This window comes from uncultured Boseongicola sp., from assembly GCF_937988555.1.
GTDB lineage: Bacteria > Pseudomonadota > Alphaproteobacteria > Rhodobacterales > Rhodobacteraceae > Boseongicola.
This window is the reverse complement of sequence record NZ_CALJXO010000034.1, coordinates 17,905-35,792: the sequence shown is the minus strand read 5'-3', so window position 1 is coordinate 35,792 and position 17,888 is coordinate 17,905. Positions and strand designations below refer to the sequence as shown.

The 17,888-nt window shown below is 58.1% G+C and carries 18 protein-coding genes and 1 pseudogene; 7 read left to right on the top strand and 12 right to left on the bottom strand.

Annotated elements, in window-relative coordinates; all coding sequences use genetic code 11:
• A pseudogene (locus Q1B15_RS01820) lies at positions 1-188 on the bottom strand (hypothetical protein); the annotation flags it as partial.
• A 97-nt stretch (positions 189-285) separates the two neighbouring features.
• Entirely contained in the window at positions 286-1,164 is an 879-nt protein-coding gene (locus Q1B15_RS01815) for a LysR family transcriptional regulator (RefSeq protein ID WP_299749254.1), read from the bottom strand.
• Between the two features lie 99 nt (positions 1,165-1,263).
• On the opposite strand from Q1B15_RS01815, the gene Q1B15_RS01810 reads away from it, so the two are divergent.
• A complete protein-coding gene (locus Q1B15_RS01810) occupies positions 1,264-1,917 on the top strand; it encodes a DUF2848 domain-containing protein (protein ID WP_299749251.1) in 654 nt (217 codons plus the stop codon).
• 30 nt (positions 1,918-1,947) lie between these two features.
• Here Q1B15_RS01810 and Q1B15_RS01805 read toward each other — a convergent pair whose 3' ends face one another.
• On the bottom strand, positions 1,948-2,406 hold the full coding sequence (locus Q1B15_RS01805) for an NUDIX hydrolase (protein WP_299749249.1): 459 nt from the start codon (positions 2,404-2,406) through the stop codon (positions 1,948-1,950).
• 167 nt (positions 2,407-2,573) lie between these two features.
• On the opposite strand from Q1B15_RS01805, the gene Q1B15_RS01800 reads away from it, so the two are divergent.
• The 4 genes from Q1B15_RS01800 to Q1B15_RS01785 all read left to right on the top strand — a co-directional run bounded on the left by Q1B15_RS01800 (position 2,574) and on the right by Q1B15_RS01785 (position 5,973).
• The gene (locus Q1B15_RS01800; RefSeq protein ID WP_299749246.1) at positions 2,574-3,338 is read left to right on the top strand and encodes a TIM barrel protein; all 765 of its coding nucleotides are present in this window, start codon (positions 2,574-2,576) and stop codon (positions 3,336-3,338) included.
• Positions 3,339-3,414: 76 nt separating this feature from the next.
• Positions 3,415-3,816 (top strand): rhodanese-like domain-containing protein, encoded by a 402-nt coding sequence (locus tag Q1B15_RS01795; protein WP_299749243.1) that lies wholly within the window; start codon positions 3,415-3,417, stop codon positions 3,814-3,816.
• A 40-nt stretch (positions 3,817-3,856) separates the two neighbouring features.
• Complete coding sequence (locus Q1B15_RS01790; RefSeq protein WP_299749240.1) at positions 3,857-5,122, top strand: glycerate kinase; 1,266 nt, start codon at positions 3,857-3,859, stop codon at positions 5,120-5,122.
• A gap of 101 nt (positions 5,123-5,223) precedes the next feature.
• A complete protein-coding gene (locus Q1B15_RS01785; RefSeq protein ID WP_299749237.1) occupies positions 5,224-5,973 on the top strand; it encodes an SDR family NAD(P)-dependent oxidoreductase in 750 nt (249 codons plus the stop codon).
• Here the strand turns inward: Q1B15_RS01785 and Q1B15_RS01780 are convergent.
• The 3 genes from Q1B15_RS01780 to Q1B15_RS01770 are packed head-to-tail and all read right to left on the bottom strand — an operon-like array spanning position 5,961 to position 9,045.
• Positions 5,961-7,019 (bottom strand): Gfo/Idh/MocA family oxidoreductase, encoded by a 1,059-nt coding sequence (locus tag Q1B15_RS01780; protein WP_299749234.1) that lies wholly within the window; start codon positions 7,017-7,019, stop codon positions 5,961-5,963. The genes Q1B15_RS01785 and Q1B15_RS01780 overlap by 13 nt on opposite strands.
• On the bottom strand, positions 7,016-8,023 hold the full coding sequence (locus Q1B15_RS01775; protein WP_299749231.1) for a Gfo/Idh/MocA family oxidoreductase: 1,008 nt from the start codon (positions 8,021-8,023) through the stop codon (positions 7,016-7,018). Before Q1B15_RS01775 ends, Q1B15_RS01780 begins: the two co-directional genes overlap by 4 nt.
• Positions 8,020-9,045, bottom strand: a complete 1,026-nt coding sequence (locus tag Q1B15_RS01770; protein ID WP_299749228.1) for a Gfo/Idh/MocA family oxidoreductase — start codon at positions 9,043-9,045, stop codon at positions 8,020-8,022. The genes Q1B15_RS01775 and Q1B15_RS01770 overlap by 4 nt, the downstream gene beginning before the upstream one ends.
• A 114-nt stretch (positions 9,046-9,159) precedes the next feature.
• On the opposite strand from Q1B15_RS01770, the gene uxaC reads away from it, so the two are divergent.
• Positions 9,160-10,512: a glucuronate isomerase gene (gene uxaC / locus Q1B15_RS01765; RefSeq protein ID WP_299749225.1), complete on the top strand. Its 1,353-nt coding sequence runs from the start codon at positions 9,160-9,162 to the stop codon at positions 10,510-10,512.
• A complete protein-coding gene (locus tag Q1B15_RS01760; protein ID WP_299749222.1) occupies positions 10,509-11,723 on the top strand; it encodes a mannitol dehydrogenase family protein in 1,215 nt (404 codons plus the stop codon). The genes uxaC and Q1B15_RS01760 overlap by 4 nt, the downstream gene beginning before the upstream one ends.
• On the opposite strand, the gene Q1B15_RS01755 is transcribed toward Q1B15_RS01760, so the two are convergent.
• From Q1B15_RS01755 to Q1B15_RS01730, 6 genes are read right to left on the bottom strand one after another with little or no spacing between them, the layout of a single operon-like run.
• Positions 11,701-12,570 (bottom strand): sugar kinase, encoded by an 870-nt coding sequence (locus tag Q1B15_RS01755; protein ID WP_299749219.1) that lies wholly within the window; start codon positions 12,568-12,570, stop codon positions 11,701-11,703. The two genes, Q1B15_RS01760 and Q1B15_RS01755, sit on opposite strands and share 23 nt — an antisense overlap.
• A gap of 4 nt (positions 12,571-12,574) precedes the next feature.
• Positions 12,575-13,462, bottom strand: a complete 888-nt coding sequence (locus Q1B15_RS01750) for an NAD(P)-dependent oxidoreductase (protein WP_299749217.1) — start codon at positions 13,460-13,462, stop codon at positions 12,575-12,577.
• A 1-nt stretch (position 13,463) separates the two neighbouring features.
• Entirely contained in the window at positions 13,464-14,591 is a 1,128-nt protein-coding gene (locus Q1B15_RS01745; protein ID WP_299749214.1) for an FAD-dependent oxidoreductase, read from the bottom strand.
• A 9-nt stretch (positions 14,592-14,600) separates the two neighbouring features.
• Entirely contained in the window at positions 14,601-15,443 is an 843-nt protein-coding gene (locus Q1B15_RS01740) for a hypothetical protein (protein WP_299749211.1), read from the bottom strand.
• Positions 15,440-16,933, bottom strand: a complete 1,494-nt coding sequence (locus tag Q1B15_RS01735; RefSeq protein ID WP_299749208.1) for an altronate dehydratase family protein — start codon at positions 16,931-16,933, stop codon at positions 15,440-15,442. Before Q1B15_RS01735 ends, Q1B15_RS01740 begins: the two co-directional genes overlap by 4 nt.
• Positions 16,930-17,877, bottom strand: a complete 948-nt coding sequence (locus tag Q1B15_RS01730) for a phytanoyl-CoA dioxygenase family protein (RefSeq protein WP_299749205.1) — start codon at positions 17,875-17,877, stop codon at positions 16,930-16,932. Before Q1B15_RS01730 ends, Q1B15_RS01735 begins: the two co-directional genes overlap by 4 nt.
• Positions 17,878-17,888: the final 11 nt, after the last annotated feature.

Sequence of the window (17,888 nt, the reverse complement as noted above, 5' to 3'; positions counted from 1 at the left end):
GGATTGCGTTGGCAAAATCGCAGAAAGTCGAGAGCATGGGCTTCCGGCAGGATCGCAAGATTGCACTGCAGCTTTCCAGCGGCCAACCCCGCGGTGTGACGATCATAGCGTCCCTCGCGGATTGCCATGCGTACCTCGCGCGCCGACAGCCCGCGCAGGTCTTGATAAATTGTCGTGTCCGAAGACATCCCCACACCCTTTGATCCCATAGCAAAAGGATTGCATGGTCGATACTTTATCTCAAATTATCATTTTGGATCAATATTGATAGAAATTAGTGATAGGCTAGCCAGCATTATCCTTGCCCCAGGAATGCGCAATCTCCCGTGCAATTTCGGCCCCGCGTTCAGCCAAAACGCTGCGAGGTTCGCCAAGATACGAGGCCGTGAATGCCAAAGGACTAGGCTGGAAGCCGGGATCGAACTCCTCAATGCGCTCCAAAGATAGCAAGCCCGACGCCAACGCCTGAGGATAGGGCCCGACCGCAATCCCTGCCGCAATCATCTGCAAACTGGCCGAAAGCGACGCCGATGAATAGATCCGCACGTTGGGTCCGATGCGCCGCGACAACTCAGCCATCAACTCGCGATAGGGGCGTGTTTTTGCGGCATATGAGATCACCGGGATCGCTTGCAAATCGACAGGCCCGCTACCTTTCGCCTTGTACCAATGCAGATCAAATTTGGGCAGATCAACGTTTTCCACAGTAAATTCTGAAACCGGCCCCATCAAGAACGCCAGGTCAATATCCTGTTGTAACAAGCTGTTACGCAGATTTCCGGAAATATCGACCGTCAGATCAATGTTCACACGTGGATATTCGTTGCTGAATGCTTTCAGAAATTCCGGCAACCAGGCCTGTGCAATTGTCTCGGACGATCCGATCCGAAACAGCCCTTCGATCTTGGACGGGTTGGCGACGCGCTTTACGATCTCTTCCTGCACAAACAGCATTTGTTCGGCGTAGCCCAATAGCATCGTCCCCGATTTGGTCAATGCCACACCCTTTGGCGTGCGCTCGAACAAAACGACGCCAAGTTCGCTTTCTAATGTGCTGACGCGGGTGGAAATTGCCGGTTGTGACAGGCTCAGTTGTTCTGACGCGCGGCGAAACCCGCCCAACCGGGCGACCCAATAGAACGTCTTCAACTGCTCGAACGTCATTGTGCTACTCCCGCCGTATTTGATTTGGGCAATTCCGCTGGACAGCACCCGCGCTTGCGCTCAGTTTCGCCCCTGTCACCCACGTTCGAGGACCACGAGATGCATTTCAATACCGAAAATAGCTCCTTCAACTTTGAGGTCGAGCATTTGATCGTTGCGGGCTGGACCGGACGTGATGCGAAAGCCGTGCAACACCACATCGACGAACTGGCGGCAATCGGGGTTGCGCCACCGTCGAAGGTGCCCTTGTTCTACCGTGTCTCGAACGACCTTTTGACCACCGACCCGCTCATCGAAGTGCTGGGGGATGCGTCGTCTGGCGAAGCTGAACCTATGATTGTGCGACACGGCGGGACGCTTTGGCTGGGCCTTGGCTCGGATCATACCGACCGCCAGCTTGAGGCGACGTCTGTGGCCGCCTCAAAGCAAATCTGTGCCAAGCCCTGCGCGGCAACGCTTTGGGATTACGCCAGGGTTGCGGATCGTTTGGAGACCATCACCATTCAATCCTGGATCCACGAAAACGGCGACTGGGTTCTCTATCAGGACGGGCATCTCGGTCAGATCAGGCCGCTGGAGGCGCTTATCACCGCCATCGATCTCCAAGCTGGCTCGGCAATGTTGTGCGGAACCTTCGCGGCTATCGGCGGCGTTCGCGCCGCCTCAAGGTTTCGCGCCACCATGCAAGATCCGGCGACGGGCGCGGAAATCAGCTTTGAGTACGAGGCACGTTCGCTGCCCGTCGTAAGCTAAGAACGACGATAGCTAAGAAAGGCGGACGACTTAAAGCGCGCGCAAAATGGATTGCAGCTCTGGCTCGTCGACCATATTCGCAGCCTCGCCCTGGCTGACCCATTTGCGCTCGCGTTGATCTGCTTCAGGAAATTCGTCACTTATTTCTTCGACGATCAGAGGGAAAACCATTGTTTTCACAGGAATATCCAGACCGTCATCAAGCGATTTTCGATAGGTATAGTGCCCAATGGCTTCGTCGCTCATACTGCCCTTCGACACGCCCGCTTCTTCCCAAGCTTCCTGTTTGGCAGCCTCGGGGTCGTTCAGGCCATCAATCGGCCACCCCTTTGGGATGATCCAACGACCAGTGTCGCGACTTGTGATCAATAGGATCTTATTGGCCTTGCCGTCACGCCGATAACAGAGCGCCGCAACCTGCAGGCGCGTTGGGCCGTGTAGCCATGGCCAGACGTATGCGTCCCATGCCCCTTTAAGGCGTTCTAGCATCAAAAATTCTACCTCAGGATGTTTTTCTTTTTGTTGACTGACATTACCTCAAAGTTTGTAAGAAGGCAATTTTCGCTCAGAACCAATCAATTGCGATGGATAGACAGCCCCGTAACTGGCATGCGAAGACAAACGTCAAACCACACAAACTGGGGGTGTTCCGTATCATGCCGCGCTTTTCTGCAAATCTTGGGTTTCTCTGGACTGACCTGTCCTTGCCAAGGGCGATCATTGCCGCCCACGCTGCCGGCTTCGTCGCCGTCGAATGCCACTGGCCCTATGAAACCCCGCCCGAAGATGTGCTGTCGGCCCTTGATGCGACTGGGCTTCCAATGCTGGGATTAAATACTTCGCGCGGCGATACAGCTGCAGGTGAGAACGGATTGTCGGCCCTGCCGGATCGCGAAACCCAAGCGCGCGCAGCGATTGATCAGGCGTTGGAATACGCCTTAGCGGTTGGCGCGAAAGCGGTTCACGTGATGGCTGGCAACGCCCAGGGCCCAAGCGCTCATGCGACGTTTGTGGCAAACCTCGGCTATGCCTGCGCGCAGGCAGCACCGTCACAAATAACCATTCTGATCGAGCCACTGAACCGGAACGATGCCCCGGAGTATTTCCTGCGAAATACCGATCAGGCCGTGGTAATCATGAACGAGGTGAACGCCGAAAACCTTAAGCTGATGTTTGATTGCTATCATGTCGGCCGCAACGAGGGCGACGTCATCACGCGTTTCAAGGCGCTGCAGACCGTTATCGGGCATGTCCAGTTCGCGGCAGTACCCGATCGCGGCGCACCCGATCACGGCGAGATCAACTATTCCCACGTTTTCCGCGAACTTGATGCGGTTGGATGGGCAATGCCCCTGGGCGCAGAGTACAAACCAGGTGGTCCGACGGAGGCGACCCTTGGGTGGATGAAGACACTGGTTTAAGCAGCCTTCCTGCTTGGCAGGACGGCTTGGTCCGTGCGATCAAGTCGTGAAAGCAAACAGTCATGGATGGTCCGTTGTGGCGAAACTTTTGAAATCATCGGCAGACCTTGTTGCCGCCGCCCGCGCGCGCATCGAGGAAGTTGCCACACCTGACCTGATCGCGCGACTTGGCGATCCTGACGTCGTCGTCGTCGACATCCGTGACATTCGCGAACGGCAACGAAGCGGCTTTATCCCCGGTAGTGTGCATGCCCCGCGCGGTATGGTCGAATTTTGGATAGACCCCGACAGCCCTTATTTCAAAGAGGTTTTCGGACAAGACAAAACCTTTGTCTTCCACTGCGCGAGCGGATGGCGCTCGGCGCTGACGGTGGCCACTCTTCAGGATATGGGCTTCAAAGCCGCGCATCTGAAAGACGGGTTCTCGACTTGGCAAAAGCAGGGCGGCCCGGTCGAGAAAAGCGATCCGGCGACGTAATCGCAATACCTTTTCCCTCGATGGGCGGTAGAAAACTGAAATGAGCATCAAAGATGACAAACCCTTCCTGATCGACCTGTTCGAAGCCGCCGTTGCCGCCGCTGATCCAAAACGCGCGCTGGCCTGCGTTCTACCAAAGCCGCCGAGAGGGCGGACGATTGTCATCGGCGCGGGCAAAGGCGCGGCACAAATGGCTGCTGCCTTCGAGGACCTTTGGCCCACAAAAGTCGAAGGCGTCGTGGTCACCCGATACGGGTATGCGGCCCCCACCCGGTCGATCCGGGTGCTGGAAGCTTCGCATCCGGTGCCTGACGCAGCGGGCATGGACGCGACCGCGGCCTTGTTTGCCGCGGTCTCGAACCTCGGTCCGGACGATCTTGTGATCGCGTTGATATGCGGTGGCGGGTCGGCCCTGTTGCCCGCGCCGCCGGACGGCATGACGCTTGCCGATGAAGCCGCGTTGAACGAATGCCTGCTGGCGTCCGGCGCGCCGATCTCAGTGATGAACGCGATCCGAAAACAGGTGAGCAAGATCAAAGGCGGGCGTCTTGCCGCCGCCGCGCACCCGGCGCGCGTCATAAGCCTTGTTGTGTCGGACGTGCCGGGGGATGACCCCGCACAGGTCGCCTCTGGCCCGACGGTTCCCGATACCGTGACACGCGCCGACGCTCTTAATCATATAGCGGCCTACGGCATCGCATTGCCCGAAACGATCCGCCACCATCTTGCGTCCGACCTTGGCCAACCGCCGCATCCCTCTGAAGAAACCTTTGCGAAAAATGAGGTTTTCGTGATCGCCTCGGCATCTTTGTCACTCGAAGCCGCCGCCCGCGCAGCAAAGGCCGCTGGTATCACGCCTGTCATCTTATCAGACGCCATCGAAGGCGAGGCCCGAGACGTGGGGCAGGTCCACGCCGCCATCGCGCGCGAAGTCCGCCAGCGCAATCGGCCATTTTCGCCGCCAGTTGTGATCCTGTCGGGTGGTGAAACGACCGTAACGATCCGAAATGCGGGAGGACGCGGGGGCCGCAACACGGAATTCCTTCTGGCCTTTGCGCGCGGCATCGAAGGACAAAACATCAGCGCACTTGCGGCAGACACCGACGGTATCGACGGCTCCGAAGACAACGCCGGTGCCTTCGCCGACGGCTCCACCTGGAGCCGGATCAGGCAGGCGGGCAAAGACCCCGCCGCCATCCTGTCTGCCCACGACGCATGGGGCGCCTTCGATGCCATCGACGACCTCTTCGCACCGGGTCCGACAGGCACCAATGTGAACGATTTTCGCGCTATCCTCATCCGCTAGACGCCAGCCTCGGACGCCCCCCTATTGCACCATCGCCAAAAGCGCGTTTTATCTCGGTAAACGACGATGCGGGCTGACCGCGTTCAAAAAAGGAACACCCAATGACCGACACTCCCATCGCTCTCGTGACCGGCGGCGCACAAGGCATCGGATATGCTTCTGCGGAGGCTCTGATGGAGGAAGGGTTCCGCGTGATCCTGGCCGACATCAAAGTCGACGGCGTGGCAGAGGCCGCGACCAAACTTGGCGCGCTGGCGGGGCTCGTGTGCGACATGGGCGACGCGGATCAGGTCTTGGCGATGTTCGACGAGATCGAGGCCGAGTACGGCCCGGTGTCGGCACTGGTCAACAACGCAGGCATTGCCGCTGCGGGGGAATTTTTGAGCTACGATCTTGCGACGTTTGACCGGGTCATAGGCGTCAACCTTCGCGGCGTGTTCGTCGCCACGCAGCGCGCTGGCCGCGCCATGGTCGAGCACGGGATCGAAGGCGCGATCGTCAACATGTCGTCGATCAATGCTCAGGTCGCAATTCCCGCGATCCCGGCCTATTGCGCGTCAAAGGGCGGCGTTATGCAACTGACCAAAGTCGCGGCCTTGGCGCTGGCGCCGCACAACATACGGGTCAATGCAGTGGGGCCGGGGTCAATTGACACCGAAATGATGGCGGGGGTGAACGCAAACCCAGAAGCCATGAAAACCGCCATGTCTCGCACCCCGCTAAAACGCCCCGGAACAGCCCGCGAAATCGGTGATGTCGTTGCCTTCCTCTGCTCGAAAAAAGCCAGCTATATCACTGGCGAGACAATCTACGTCGACGGCGGGCGGCTTGGTCTTAACTACACAGTCTGATCGGGCAGCCATCCGTTAAAGAAGGCATGATCCTTCGACAACGGAAGTGTCGTGCGCACGCCGGTTCTTGCAGAGGCATAAATTGCCGTGACAAGTTCGATTGAAGCAGCCCCGTCCGCAAACGTCACTTCATGGCCGGGGGTGCCTTGAAGGGCGTCTGCAATCGCGTCAAATGCGCCAACATACCCGGCCCTAGCGCGCGCTGTTGCTTGCACAATGGCGTCGAGTTTGGGTTGAAGTGCAGGATCTCTGGCCTCAAAACGCCATGTCCCGGTGGCGGGCGCGTATGGCACCCATCCAGAGGTCGCCGTCAGGTTTTCAAACACCAGCCGAATCCGTGTTTCATCCACCGCCGCACCCAACGTGACCGAGCTTGTTGCAAGCGCACCGTTTGCCATCTGGAACGAAATTGCGGCGCAATCTTCGGTCTCTATTGGATTAACCCGCGTCGCGATGGCGGCAGACAATTGCGCGACAGGACCCAATAGATAGGTCAGCAAATCGTGAGTATGGATTGCATGCCCCAGAATGGCGCCACCCTGTTCACCAACCCATGTTCCGCGCCAGGGCTCTGAATAATATGCGGCGTCCCGCGACCAGTGCGTCTCAAGCGCCGCGACTTGTGGCGCACCGGTCGACCCGTTCGAAATCATCGTTTTCAGGGCCGCAATCGCGGGGCCAAAGCGATACTGAAAGATCGGGAAAAGCTGTGCGCCCGTTGCTTCGCTTGCGACCCGCAGACGCGCAATATCCGCCATCGATGTTGCAATAGGTTTTTCGCAAATCACGTGCTTTCCCGCAGCCAAGGCGTCCAACGCCACGGGAACGTGCAAATGCGGCGGCAGGCAAATATCGATCAAATCAATTTCTGGATCGCTGATCGCGACCTCAATCTCGCCGGACCATTCAATTGATGCATCCATGGCCCGCGCTCGCGCGGCGTCACGATCGACGATCAAACTGACCTGAAATCGATCCGACAAAGCGCGATAGGCTTCAAGGTGCTGCACCCCGATCCCCGCCCCTAAAATAGCAGCGCAGATCATGTGGTCGCCCCCTCTGCCTTGGCTTGCGCGGCAAGAGCAAGCCGCATCACCGTAAAGCAATGGGCCTGTGACATGGCAGTCTCCGTTCGGTTTTCGATGTCACCAAGCAGCCTCGAAAAATAAGGCAATCCGGCGTCCCGCGCGTCCAACGTCTCGCACCGCGTTCCATTGACCAGAACCACACTATCGGTGCCCGTGCGTCCGCCAACATCGACATATTTGCGAAGCTCGATGTAGCCCTCGGTACCGAGAATTGTCAGTCGCCCATCGCCCCAATTCGGCAAGGCATCGGGCGTAAACCAGTCCACGCGAATATAGCCGCTTGCGGTGTCCGAGCGCAAATTCAGCTCCCCAAGATCCTGCAATCCGGGCTTATCCGGATTGCCACGATTGGCGACAAAAGCGTGGGTGACCTCGGCGTCAGCCGCCCCCGTGTAATGCAGAAACTGATCGATCTGATGAGATGCAATGTCCGTCAAAATACCGCCATAGCGATCACGCTTAAAGAACCATGGCGGCCGCGTCGCGCGGTTAAGCCGGTGCGGCCCAAGTCCAACCGTCTGAATAACCCGCCCGATCTCTCCCGCCTCCACCAACTCACTCGCAAGGGTCGAACACCGGGTCTCAAAGCGTTCCGAAAAATTCACTGACCAAATCCGCCCGGTCCGCGCAACACAGGCGCGGATTGCCCCAAGCTGTTCAAAGGTCGTACACCCCGGCTTGTCGACCATCACATCCATGCCTGCGTCCATGGCCCGTATTGCCAAAGTGGCACGGTCCGCTGGAACGGCAGATATCAAAGCTAACTTTGCGCCTGATCCGAGCGCATCGCCCAAGGCTTCAAAGCGCGGCGTATCGGGAAACCGTTCGATGAAGCCGCCAAGCGTTCCCGGCGCGCCGTCCGTCCAAAAGCCAACGCAATGAGCGCCCGCCGCACATATACTTTCGGTCATCCCGTAAATGTGTCGATGATCCAGCCCTATGGCGACAACAGGTAGCGTCATATCTCAACCACCCCGACCGTTTGCCCCAGCTTCGAGGATCGCTCCATCGCGTCGATCACCGCATGAACGCGCAGCCCGTCCCGCATAGTACAAAGCGGCGCCCTTCTGGCCTCAATGCTGTTTGCAAAGTCCTCAATGATCGCCTGGTGCCAGGCATGGGTGAAAGCCATCGGATCCGCCCCGCCGCCGGTGCCGCTTGCAGTTTCACCCAGATGTTCCACTCGTCCATCCAAATAGGAAACTGTAAGAACACCGCCCTCAAGATGCGCATGCGCGCGCGTTCCCTGCACTCGGATACTCTCTTGCCCGCCCGGATAAAATGACGTCGTTGCAGTCAAAGTTGCAACCGCGCCATTCGCAAATCGTAGAAGCCCCCCCGCCCAATTCTCAGCCTCCAATTCATGGAGAGCAGTGGTCGCCATCATCGCCTGCACAGTCGCGACCGGTCCCATTAACCATATCGCCAGATCCAGCGTGTGGATGGCTTGACTGATCACCACACCACCGCCATCGCGGGCATACGTGCCGCGCCCGGCCTGATCGTAGTACCCTTGGTCACGCCACCACGGCACGCGTATTTCCGCGGCGACCAATTCGCCTAAATCACCGCGCGCAATAGCAGTCTTCAAGGCCTGTGAACTCTCACGCACACGGTGTTGGAACACTATTCCAGCAACAACACCGCCCGTTTTACAACGCACTGCAATCTCGGTTGCGGCCTTCAAGGTCCGTTCAACTGGCTTCTCCATCAATATGGGAAGACCCGCATCCACAAGCGCATCAACTATGTCCTTCCGTGCGTTTGGCGGTGTGGTCACAATGGCAAAATCAAGTGATGTATCCGCGCAAAGCTCCGCCAGCCCCGGATAGACCTTGGCGTCTGCGCAATGATTGCCCCCGAAGGTCCGAGCCCGCGCAACATCACTCCCTAGTATGCCATGTAAATTGACCAAATTACTGTCATATAGGGCGGCTAGATGCGTCCCCGACACCATCCCATGTCCTATCAAAGCAACCTTCATGATTTCCCCCTGTGCCAAAAAGCGTTACAGCTTTAGAGGCCTTCGCCAAGCAAAACTTGTGATATTTTGCGGCTCATGACGCGAAGACCACAAAGACCAAGGAACGGACCCCTGATGGAACTTACAGACCCAACGGCGCGCCATCTCTACGAAACGATCCGTGATCTTCCGATTGTCTCGCCTCACGGCCACTGTGATCCAAAATGGTTCGCAACCGATGAGCCGTTCTCGGACCCGGCGGAGCTGCTCGTTGTCCCGGATCACTACGTGTTTCGTATGCTCTATTCTCAAGGGGTCCCGCTCGAAGATCTCGGGGTCCCACCCGCAGGCGACGACACCGACAGACGAGACGTCTTCCGAACGTTTGCTCATAACTGGCATTTGTTCCTCGGCACCCCAAGCCGCCTCTGGATTGAGTATGTGCTGACACAAACGCTTGGCGTCGAAACGCCGCTTGGCCCTGAAACTGCTGATAAGGTTTACGATGAAATCGCGGAAAAATTGGCAGACTCTGCCTTCCGTCCGCGGGCGCTGTTCGGCCGTTTCAAGATAGAGGCGCTGGCGACGACCGACAACGCCCTTGATGACCTGTCTCATCATCAGACGATCGCAAAGTCCGATTGGGAGGGGCGCGTCATTCCGACGTTTCGCCCTGATGCTCTGATTGATCCGCAACACGTGGACTTTAAAGACAGCATCGAAAACCTGGCGCTCCTTACGCACAGAGACACCACGAATTATTCCGGCTATCTCGCGGCGTTGCGCATGCGTCGCGCGCTCTTCAAACAAAACGGTGCCACGGCAACCGATCACGCAATTGATATCGTCCAGACGGCTATTCTGGCTGATCCTGAAGCTGCCTTTCAAAGGGTTCTCAATGCGCCCTCGGAAGCACAAGCGCGTGCGTTTCATGGTCATATGTTGATCGTGATGGCAGAAATGTCGGTCGAAGACGGGCTGGTTATGCAGCTTCATGCAGGCAGCCGGCGCAACACAAACACGCATCTTTTCAAAATCTTCGGCGCTGACAAGGGCTCGGATATTCCCACAGCCACAAGTTGGGTGGATGGTTTGGCGGGGCTGTTGAACCATGTTGGAAATGAACCGGGCTTCCGCCTGATCCTCTTCACTTTGGACGAAAGCACATACGCGCGGGAACTTGCGCCCATGGCGGGCCATTGGCCGTGCCTCCGCATCGGTCCGCCATGGTGGTTCCACGACAGCCCCGCCGGAATTGCGCGATACTTCGATCAAGTTATAGAAACAGCAGGCTATTGGAACCTTGCGGGCTTCAACGACGACACCCGCGCGTTCCTCTCGATACCTGCGCGCCATGATTTGTGGCGCCGGGCCGTAGCCGAACATTTGTCAGGGCAGATCCGCCGAGGATACTTCGACCGACGAAACGCGGAAGAAATCGCAATTCTTCTTGCCGTCGATCTGGCACGCGAGGCCTACCGTCTATGAATCAAATCCTGCATTTCGGCCCCGGAAACTTCTTTCGCGCACATCTTGCCGACTACACCCAGGACCTTGGCGGTTGGTCAATCACCGGTGTCTCCTTACGCTCGTCTGGTGTGCGAGACGGGCTCTCCGCGCAGGGCAACCGCTACACCCTGGCAGTGCAGGGGCAAGCGCCGCGCGACATAAGAATAATTGACAGTATTATTGTCGGAAGTGAAAATCCCAGGACTGTTCTTGATCATATCACGGACGCTAGGTTTCCGGTGATTTCGGCAACCGTTACCGAGAAGGGATACCACCTGTTGCCGAACGGTCATCTCGACCTTTTGGATCCAGACATTGCGCACGATCTTTTGTCGGACAGTCCGCGCACGTTCATCGGTTTTCTCGCGCGCGGTCTTGCGAAACGAAAGGCACCTGTGACGGTCCTCAGCTGCGATAATCGCATTGGGAACGGCAATGCCCTGGCACAAGCGATCGAAGAGTTTCAAAATACCAGCGGCCTGACGACCCATTGCCAGGTCAGCTTTCCAAACGGGATGGTCGACCGGATTACCCCAGCAACCACGGCCGAGTTGAGGACCAAAACTGGTGATGCCATGGCCGTCGGCTGCGAGCCTTACAAAGAATGGGTGATCGAAGATCGCTTCGTCTCAATGCGCCCGAATTGGCCTGGCGTGCAATGGGTGCGAGACGTGGCACCCTATGAAATGCGGAAACTCAGGATGCTGAATGGCGCGCATTCGTATCTGGCCTACGCCGGAAGCCTTGCGGGCTTCACTTTCGTTCACGAGGCAATAGCGGACCCGGATTTACGACAATCCGTACGCGGCTTGATGGACGAGGCCGCAACCACGTTGCCCAAAGAAGTCCGCTTTGAGGCTTCGACCTACGCAGATGCCTTGCTCGACCGATTTGACAATATACATGTCGAGCATAAGCTTCGCCAGATCGCTATGGATGGGTCACAAAAGGTGCCCTACCGCCTGATTGATAGCATCCGAGCGCGCCTGGCGTCCGACCTCACGGCCCCGCATTTATGCGCTGCTGTTAAGGCCTGGATAGATTTCATCGCCCAAGAAACATCGCACGGCCGGAAGCTTGACGATCCGCTTGCAGTTGCGCTCGCGGGTGCCATCTCGACACCCAACCCAACCGCTGCAGTTCTGGACCTGATAGGCGCGTCAGATATTACATCGCAGTTTTCGGAATAATCGCCCCACGACACCCAACCACTTTCGCCGCAAGGTCATGCCCGGCGCGCAAGGCTTCTGCCTGCGTCATGCCCTGTAACCGTGCGGCCAGATAGGCACCATTGAAACTATCTCCAGCCGACGTGGTGTCGATCACCCGGCCGGCGGGCGGATAGGACTGGTCAACTTGCGCGCCGATTGAAAAGGGACCGTCCGCACCACACTTCATTGCGCCCAACCCGGGTGCAGTAGAAAATCGCGCGCGCGCCTCGGCCTTGTCTCCACCAAACACGGCTATTTCGTCGTCAATCGAGGGCAGGGGAATGTCGGCAAACCCCCAGAACGCCGACGTCACATCACGCGCTTCTTTCACCGTCCACAAGCGCGGGCGATGGTTGTTGTCATAGGCAACCCGAACACCCGCGTCCTTCAGATACGCAATCAATTCAAGTCGCACCGGATGCGGAAGAATGGCCAGCGAAATCCCGGAGAGATACACCAGATCATATCCCTCCAGCATGGAAAAATCACCGTCCGCAAACAACTGTCGCGCAGCCGATGCCGACCGCCAATAGGTAAATGATCGTTCCCCGCCTTCGCCCAAAGTGATCGCATAAAGCCCCGGCGTGGCAACCGGATCGACACCTATCGCAGCAGTTCCAATACCCTCCGAGGCAATAAACGTCTTGATGCGGTCCGAAAACGGGTCGCGTCCCAGCCGTGTGATGTAGTCGACCTCGATTTCCGGAGCGCTCCGCTTCAGGTAGACCGCCGTGTTCAACGTATCTCCTGCAACCCCCAAGGCCGCTGTGTCGCCGTCCAGCGACATTTCGATCATGGCTTCGCCAATGCAGGCGACACGTGTCATCGGATCACGCTTTGTAAAGCGTCGAATAGAAGTCCACCATCTGCGGCACCATATCCTCCGAGCGACCGTCCGCCATCGCGGCTTTCAGGCCCTTAAGCGCACACTGGGACATGATGCTGTCCGCGCCGGCTTCTTTTGCCATCTGCACATAGTATCCCACGTCTTTCGCGCCGTTCTTCACCGCAAAAGCAAGCTGCATGGGGTCACCGTCGACGCCATAGGCTTTGACGAAATCCATCATGCCCGACCGCAATGGACCTGCCGCCATAACATCGTAAACCTTCTTGCGATCCACTCCCATCACATCGGCCATCGCAAAGGCCTCGGACATGGCGTTCGCCGTTGTCATCGCAAAGAAGTTGTTGATCAGCTTGATCGTGTGCCCGGCGCCAAGATCGCCCAAATGGAAGATGTTCTCGCCTAAATCGCTTAAAACCGGCTCAACTTTGTCGAAGGCCGCCTTGTCGCCCGCGCCCATGATATTCAAAAGCCCGTCTTTGGCATGAAGCGGTGTTCGCCCAAGCGGTGCGTCAAGGTAAGTTCCGCCGGCGGCCTCCACTTCGACGCCAAGCGTGCGGGTCGATGCGGGCAGGGACGTGCCGAAATCAATCACAACAGCGCCCGCGCGTAACCCGGCAATCACGCCATCTGCGCCGCGCATCCGTGCCTCGACGCTGTCCGAGGTATCCATGCATAACATAACGATGTCGCTTGCCGCGGCGACCTCGCGCGCAGTCCCGACTTCAGACGCCCCGCGGGCAACGGCGGCATCGATATTGGGACGTGATCGGTTTGGCGTTATAGTCACACTGTATCCGGTCGCCTGAAGCCGTTCGACCATGGCCGACCCCATCAAGCCAAGTCCAATAAATCCTATTTCTGGTTTCGTCATCTCATCGTCCTTTCCCTAATTCATTTGCAATCAGCGCCGCACCTCGACGCCCCAATTCATCCGAGCATTTCGCGCCCGCACCGTTCCCCGCCGAGGCCACCGAAACTCTGTCCGATAGCCGTGCAATCTCGGGCCGCAGATCGTTGGTCCAGGTTGTCATGCAGGCGTCCATTTTCACCGATGTACTCGTGACCCCCGGGAAGAGGGCGCGAAATCGCGCACCCAGATCATCGCGCACTTCCGCCCGCCCACCGGTGCGAAACCAATCGCCAATCTCATCCGGCGAGGTCAGCAGAATATCGTCCGGATCGCCGCCAAGTTTCATGTAAACCTTGCCATCCGGATAGCGGATCGGCGGCAACAAATAGTGACGCTCGGGCGTTCCCATTACCAGCGATGGCAAATAAGCCAACCGCGTGGCTTCCAGCTCGGACACCTCAAACAGCGCCACGGTCCTTCCACACACGCGATACGATAGCGGACGCCCAAGCACGTGATCCGTCATGCCACCGGCCGCCACAAGAACCTGGTCGAACACCTGCACACCTGCGCCGGTATGGACTTGAACCCCAGTGGATGTTTCGTCCAAGCCAGTGACCGCGACATCCAGAAGAGTAGCCCCCGCAGCTTCGGCCAGTTTCGACTGTGCAGCGACCAAGCGCCGGGGCGAGATATGCCCACTTTCGCCCGGCTCCCACAAAGCACTCCAGCCATCAGGAAGCGTCAGGTCCGGGAAGGTGTGCGTAAGGGTCTTTCCCTTAAGATCTTGATGTGAAACAGAAAGCACTTTCGCAACCGCGCGCGTCTCACCAAGAAAATCGCCGTCCTCTGCCCCGGCTGTCAAAGCGCCAACGGGTGAGAAAAACGTGATGCCGGACGCAACTTCGATCTCGGCGTATCGCTTGATTGACGCAATCGAAGCCTCGGCCCAATAGCGGTCGGTTGCGTTTTTGCGCGTTATGCGACCCTCGTCATAGTGACTGGCAAAGACCCCGCGATGACTGAGTTTATCCACCGGCTCGGTCGGTCCGATCAAAGCCGGTGCGAGGCCCTCATTGGCCAAATGGCGCGCCGCAGCGCTGCCAATCAGACCGCGACCGATGACAGCGATGGATGGAAGCTCAGACACCCAGGCCCCTCAATCCGGGCGAAGCGCATCGATAAGCGGCAACATCGCGTCCTTGTTTGGCTGAATGCCGCTATAAGCCTCGAAAGACCCAAGGATCATATGTCGAAACAGATCGAACCCCGAGATTGTCGTCAGCCCGCGCGATCCAGCCGCCCGCAAAAACGTCGTGTTCGTCGGCGTGTAAACGGCATCAAACGCCCAGGTTTGCGACCCGATCGCTTCAATGGAAAAGGCGGATCGTCGATCATCCCCCATGCCAAGCGCCGAAGCGTTCACCAATCCGTCGGCGTCTTCAATGACAGAGCGACTATCCCCGGTTGAAACGGCCCGTACAGGACCGCCCACCAACTTGGCAAGCCTGGCCGCAACACCCGGTGCGGGGTCCCAAACAGCGACATCGCTCGCCCCAAGCACCACCAGTGCGGGGACAATCGCCCCTGCCACACCGCCCGCGCCCGCCACGGCCACGCGGCCAGGGTTCGTGTTGCCCATTATCCCATCCCACGCGCCGACGAAGCCCGTATAGTCTGTGTTAAAGCCCTTCATCTTGGGGCGAAACGTCAACAAGTTGGATGCCGGAAGATGCGCGGCCTGCGCAATCATCCCATCCCCCGCCCGCGTTCGTGCGGCGGTCTTGTGGGGATGCGTAATCGTTACGCCAGTCCAATCGTCCGCAATCAACTGTTCGATCTTGGCATCGAAATTAAAATCTGGAAACTCGCCGGTATCAATCGGCGTGAAATCAAGCGTCAGCCCATGTGCGCGGCACAGCAAGTCCATCGCGGCCGAAAACCGTGACCGACCAATGTGGTCTCCGATCAGACCAAGGCGAAGGACGTTTGCATCACTCACATCACGGCGCCGATCTGCCAGGGTACAAACTCATAATCGCCAAGGCCCTGCGCTTCGGACTTGGTCACCTCGCCAGACGCGACCCGCAGAAAAGCCTCATAAATCTCCCGACCCTTCGCCTCAATAGATACCCCGCCATCCAGGATATCCCCGGCATTGATGTCCATATCGTCGGTCATCTTCTCATACATCCGGGTGTTCGTCGCGACCTTGATCGTTGGCGATGGCTTCGAGCCAAACGCCGATCCACGCCCCGTGGTAAAGCACACAAGATTGCAGCCGCCCGCGATCTGGCCCGTCACACTTGCCGGGTCATAGCCGGGACTATCCATAAAGGTGAACCCGCGCGCGCGCACCGTGTCTGCGTATTTGTAAACGCCCATCAAAGGTGACGTTCCGCCCTTGGCGGCGGCCCCCAAAGACTTCTCCAAAATCGTTGTCAGACCACCCTTTTTGTTGCCGGGTGATGGGTTGTTGTCCATCACGCCCTTGTTGCGCGCAGTATAATCTTCCCACCAGCGGATGCGCTCGATCAATTGCTCGCCGATGGCTTTTGTAGCAGAGCGCGCTGTCAGCAAGTGTTCGGCGCCGTAAATCTCCGGAGTTTCCGCCAAAACACCTGTGCCGCCTTGCGCGACCAGCAAGTCACAGGCATGACCAAGCGCCGGGTTTGCGGTAATCCCGGACCACGCGTCCGAGCCACCACACTGCAATGCAACCATCAATTCCGACGCCGGACAGGCCTCACGCCGCACGTTATTCGCCAAAGGCAGCATCGCCTCGATCTTGGCGATGCCGGCGGAAACCGTCCGCCCAAGCCCGCCCACGTCCTGAATATTCATCGCCTGAAACAGCGGCCCCGGCGTCAGCCCAAAGGCCTCCATCAACCAGTCGATCTGCATCGTCTCACAGCCCAAACCCGCCATCAGAACACCGGCCACATTGGGATTGCGCGCATATCCCCACATCACACGCTGCAAGGCTTCAAAACCATCGCCCGCGTCCGCCATTCCACAGCCCGTGCCATGCACAAAAGCCGTCACGTCATCCACGTTGGGGTAGGGGGCAAGGCGCTCCGGCGTGAAATGCTCAGCAATACGGCGCGCCGCCGTCGCCGAACAGTTCACCGAAGTCAGAACCGCGATGTAATTTCGCGTCCCAACCTTACCGTTCTCACGGCGATACCCCATGAACGTATCAACGCTTTCTGGGCGTGGCATCTGGCGCAAATTCGTCGCAAACTCGTAGGCTCGATTGACGTTTCGGTACTCCAGATTGTGTGTGTGAACCAACGCCCCCGCCGCAATGTCCTCGGCAGCATAGCCGATCAACGTCGCGTATTTTCGGACCTCCACGCCCTTCGCGATCGCTTCAAGAGCCATCTTCTGCCCACGCGGTATCAACTCGCGCGCGCCCTCGGCACCGATTTCCAAAGGACGGATCGCCGTGGCAACATTGTCCATGGGATCAAGGCGACTTAAAGCACTCATGCGCAGGCCGGGCTGTCAGATTGCCACCGATGGATGGCGATATGCGGCATGGCCGCCAATCGTGCGCGCGCGTCTTCCCACATGTTTTTCCACTCCTGCCAATCGCTCAATTCAGTGTCGGGGTTTTGTCGACTGCGCGCGACGAACTCGGGGAAATGACTGCGCCCCGACGGCTGCCCAGTCACATGGAAGCGAAGGTCAAATGACCAGCGAAACCCGTCCGTCTTGTTCACCAATGATGCATGCGGTGTCAGGGGGTGAAACAGCACAACGCCCCCCGCCCGAACAGGCAACGGCACCGCTTTATCTTCGGCCACGTACCCCGGCGCAATCGCGGTCTGACGCTGAGGGCAATGCGGTAGTATTGCTTGCGTGTCCTCCTTCGGCAAAACCTGCAAGCAGCCGTTTTCCACCGTCGCATCCGTAATCGCCAGCCAACACGTCACCATATCCGTCTGATCCGCCTCGCCCAAGGCAACCGCGCGATCCTGATGCCAATCCGTCGACGTGATATGCGCGCGAATTTCATCACTGGCCAACGCGGTGGCTGGTGGCTTAATTCGCACATGCTGGATCGGGTTCGAGGTGATTTCACCCCCGATCAACTGCTCGACAATATCTAAAAGCCCCGGGGCACGCACCATATCAAAGACCGCAGGACCGAAGTGCATCGGCGTATCAGTCGCAATCTTGTCGCCCGGAAGCGAGATGTCCATCGGCTGAAACCAATCACAGTCCGCCTCGTATGCGGTCACAAGCTTGCCCCAGAAGTCGTCACGAGCGGGCGCGCCAACCCGCCCTTCACTCTGCCATCCAGCATAAAGCAGATCCAGCAGGCCCGCATATTCTTGCCGCACCGCATCCAGAATCCTCACGTCGATGACGTCTTCAACCACCAGAAACCCATGGGTTTCGTAAGCTTCTCTCTGCGACGCGCTTAGCATTCACTAATCCA

Bases quoted from the DNA above. Each gene is read 5' to 3' on its own strand.
- Q1B15_RS01730 (WP_299749205.1), bottom strand. From the start codon at position 17,877: ATGCTAAGCGCGTCGCAGAGAGAAGCTTACGAAACCCATGGGTTTCTG.
- Q1B15_RS01785 (WP_299749237.1), top strand. From the start codon at position 5,224: ATGACCGACACTCCCATCGCTCTCGTGACCGGCGGCGCACAAGGCATC.
- Q1B15_RS01775 (WP_299749231.1), bottom strand. From the start codon at position 8,023: ATGACGCTACCTGTTGTCGCCATAGGGCTGGATCATCGACACATTTAC.
- uxaC (WP_299749225.1), top strand. From the start codon at position 9,160: ATGGAACTTACAGACCCAACGGCGCGCCATCTCTACGAAACGATCCGT.
- Q1B15_RS01780 (WP_299749234.1), bottom strand. From the start codon at position 7,019: ATGATCTGCGCTGCTATTTTAGGGGCGGGGATCGGGGTGCAGCACCTT.
- Q1B15_RS01750 (WP_299749217.1), bottom strand. From the start codon at position 13,462: ATGACGAAACCAGAAATAGGATTTATTGGACTTGGCTTGATGGGGTCG.
- Q1B15_RS01790 (WP_299749240.1), top strand. From the start codon at position 3,857: ATGAGCATCAAAGATGACAAACCCTTCCTGATCGACCTGTTCGAAGCC.
- Q1B15_RS01805 (WP_299749249.1), bottom strand. From the start codon at position 2,406: ATGCTAGAACGCCTTAAAGGGGCATGGGACGCATACGTCTGGCCATGG.
- Q1B15_RS01760 (WP_299749222.1), top strand. From the start codon at position 10,509: ATGAATCAAATCCTGCATTTCGGCCCCGGAAACTTCTTTCGCGCACAT.
- Q1B15_RS01800 (WP_299749246.1), top strand. From the start codon at position 2,574: ATGCCGCGCTTTTCTGCAAATCTTGGGTTTCTCTGGACTGACCTGTCC.
- Q1B15_RS01755 (WP_299749219.1), bottom strand. From the start codon at position 12,570: ATGACACGTGTCGCCTGCATTGGCGAAGCCATGATCGAAATGTCGCTG.
- Q1B15_RS01815 (WP_299749254.1), bottom strand. From the start codon at position 1,164: ATGACGTTCGAGCAGTTGAAGACGTTCTATTGGGTCGCCCGGTTGGGC.
- Q1B15_RS01770 (WP_299749228.1), bottom strand. From the start codon at position 9,045: ATGAAGGTTGCTTTGATAGGACATGGGATGGTGTCGGGGACGCATCTA.
- Q1B15_RS01810 (WP_299749251.1), top strand. From the start codon at position 1,264: ATGCATTTCAATACCGAAAATAGCTCCTTCAACTTTGAGGTCGAGCAT.
- Q1B15_RS01735 (WP_299749208.1), bottom strand. From the start codon at position 16,933: ATGAGTGCTTTAAGTCGCCTTGATCCCATGGACAATGTTGCCACGGCG.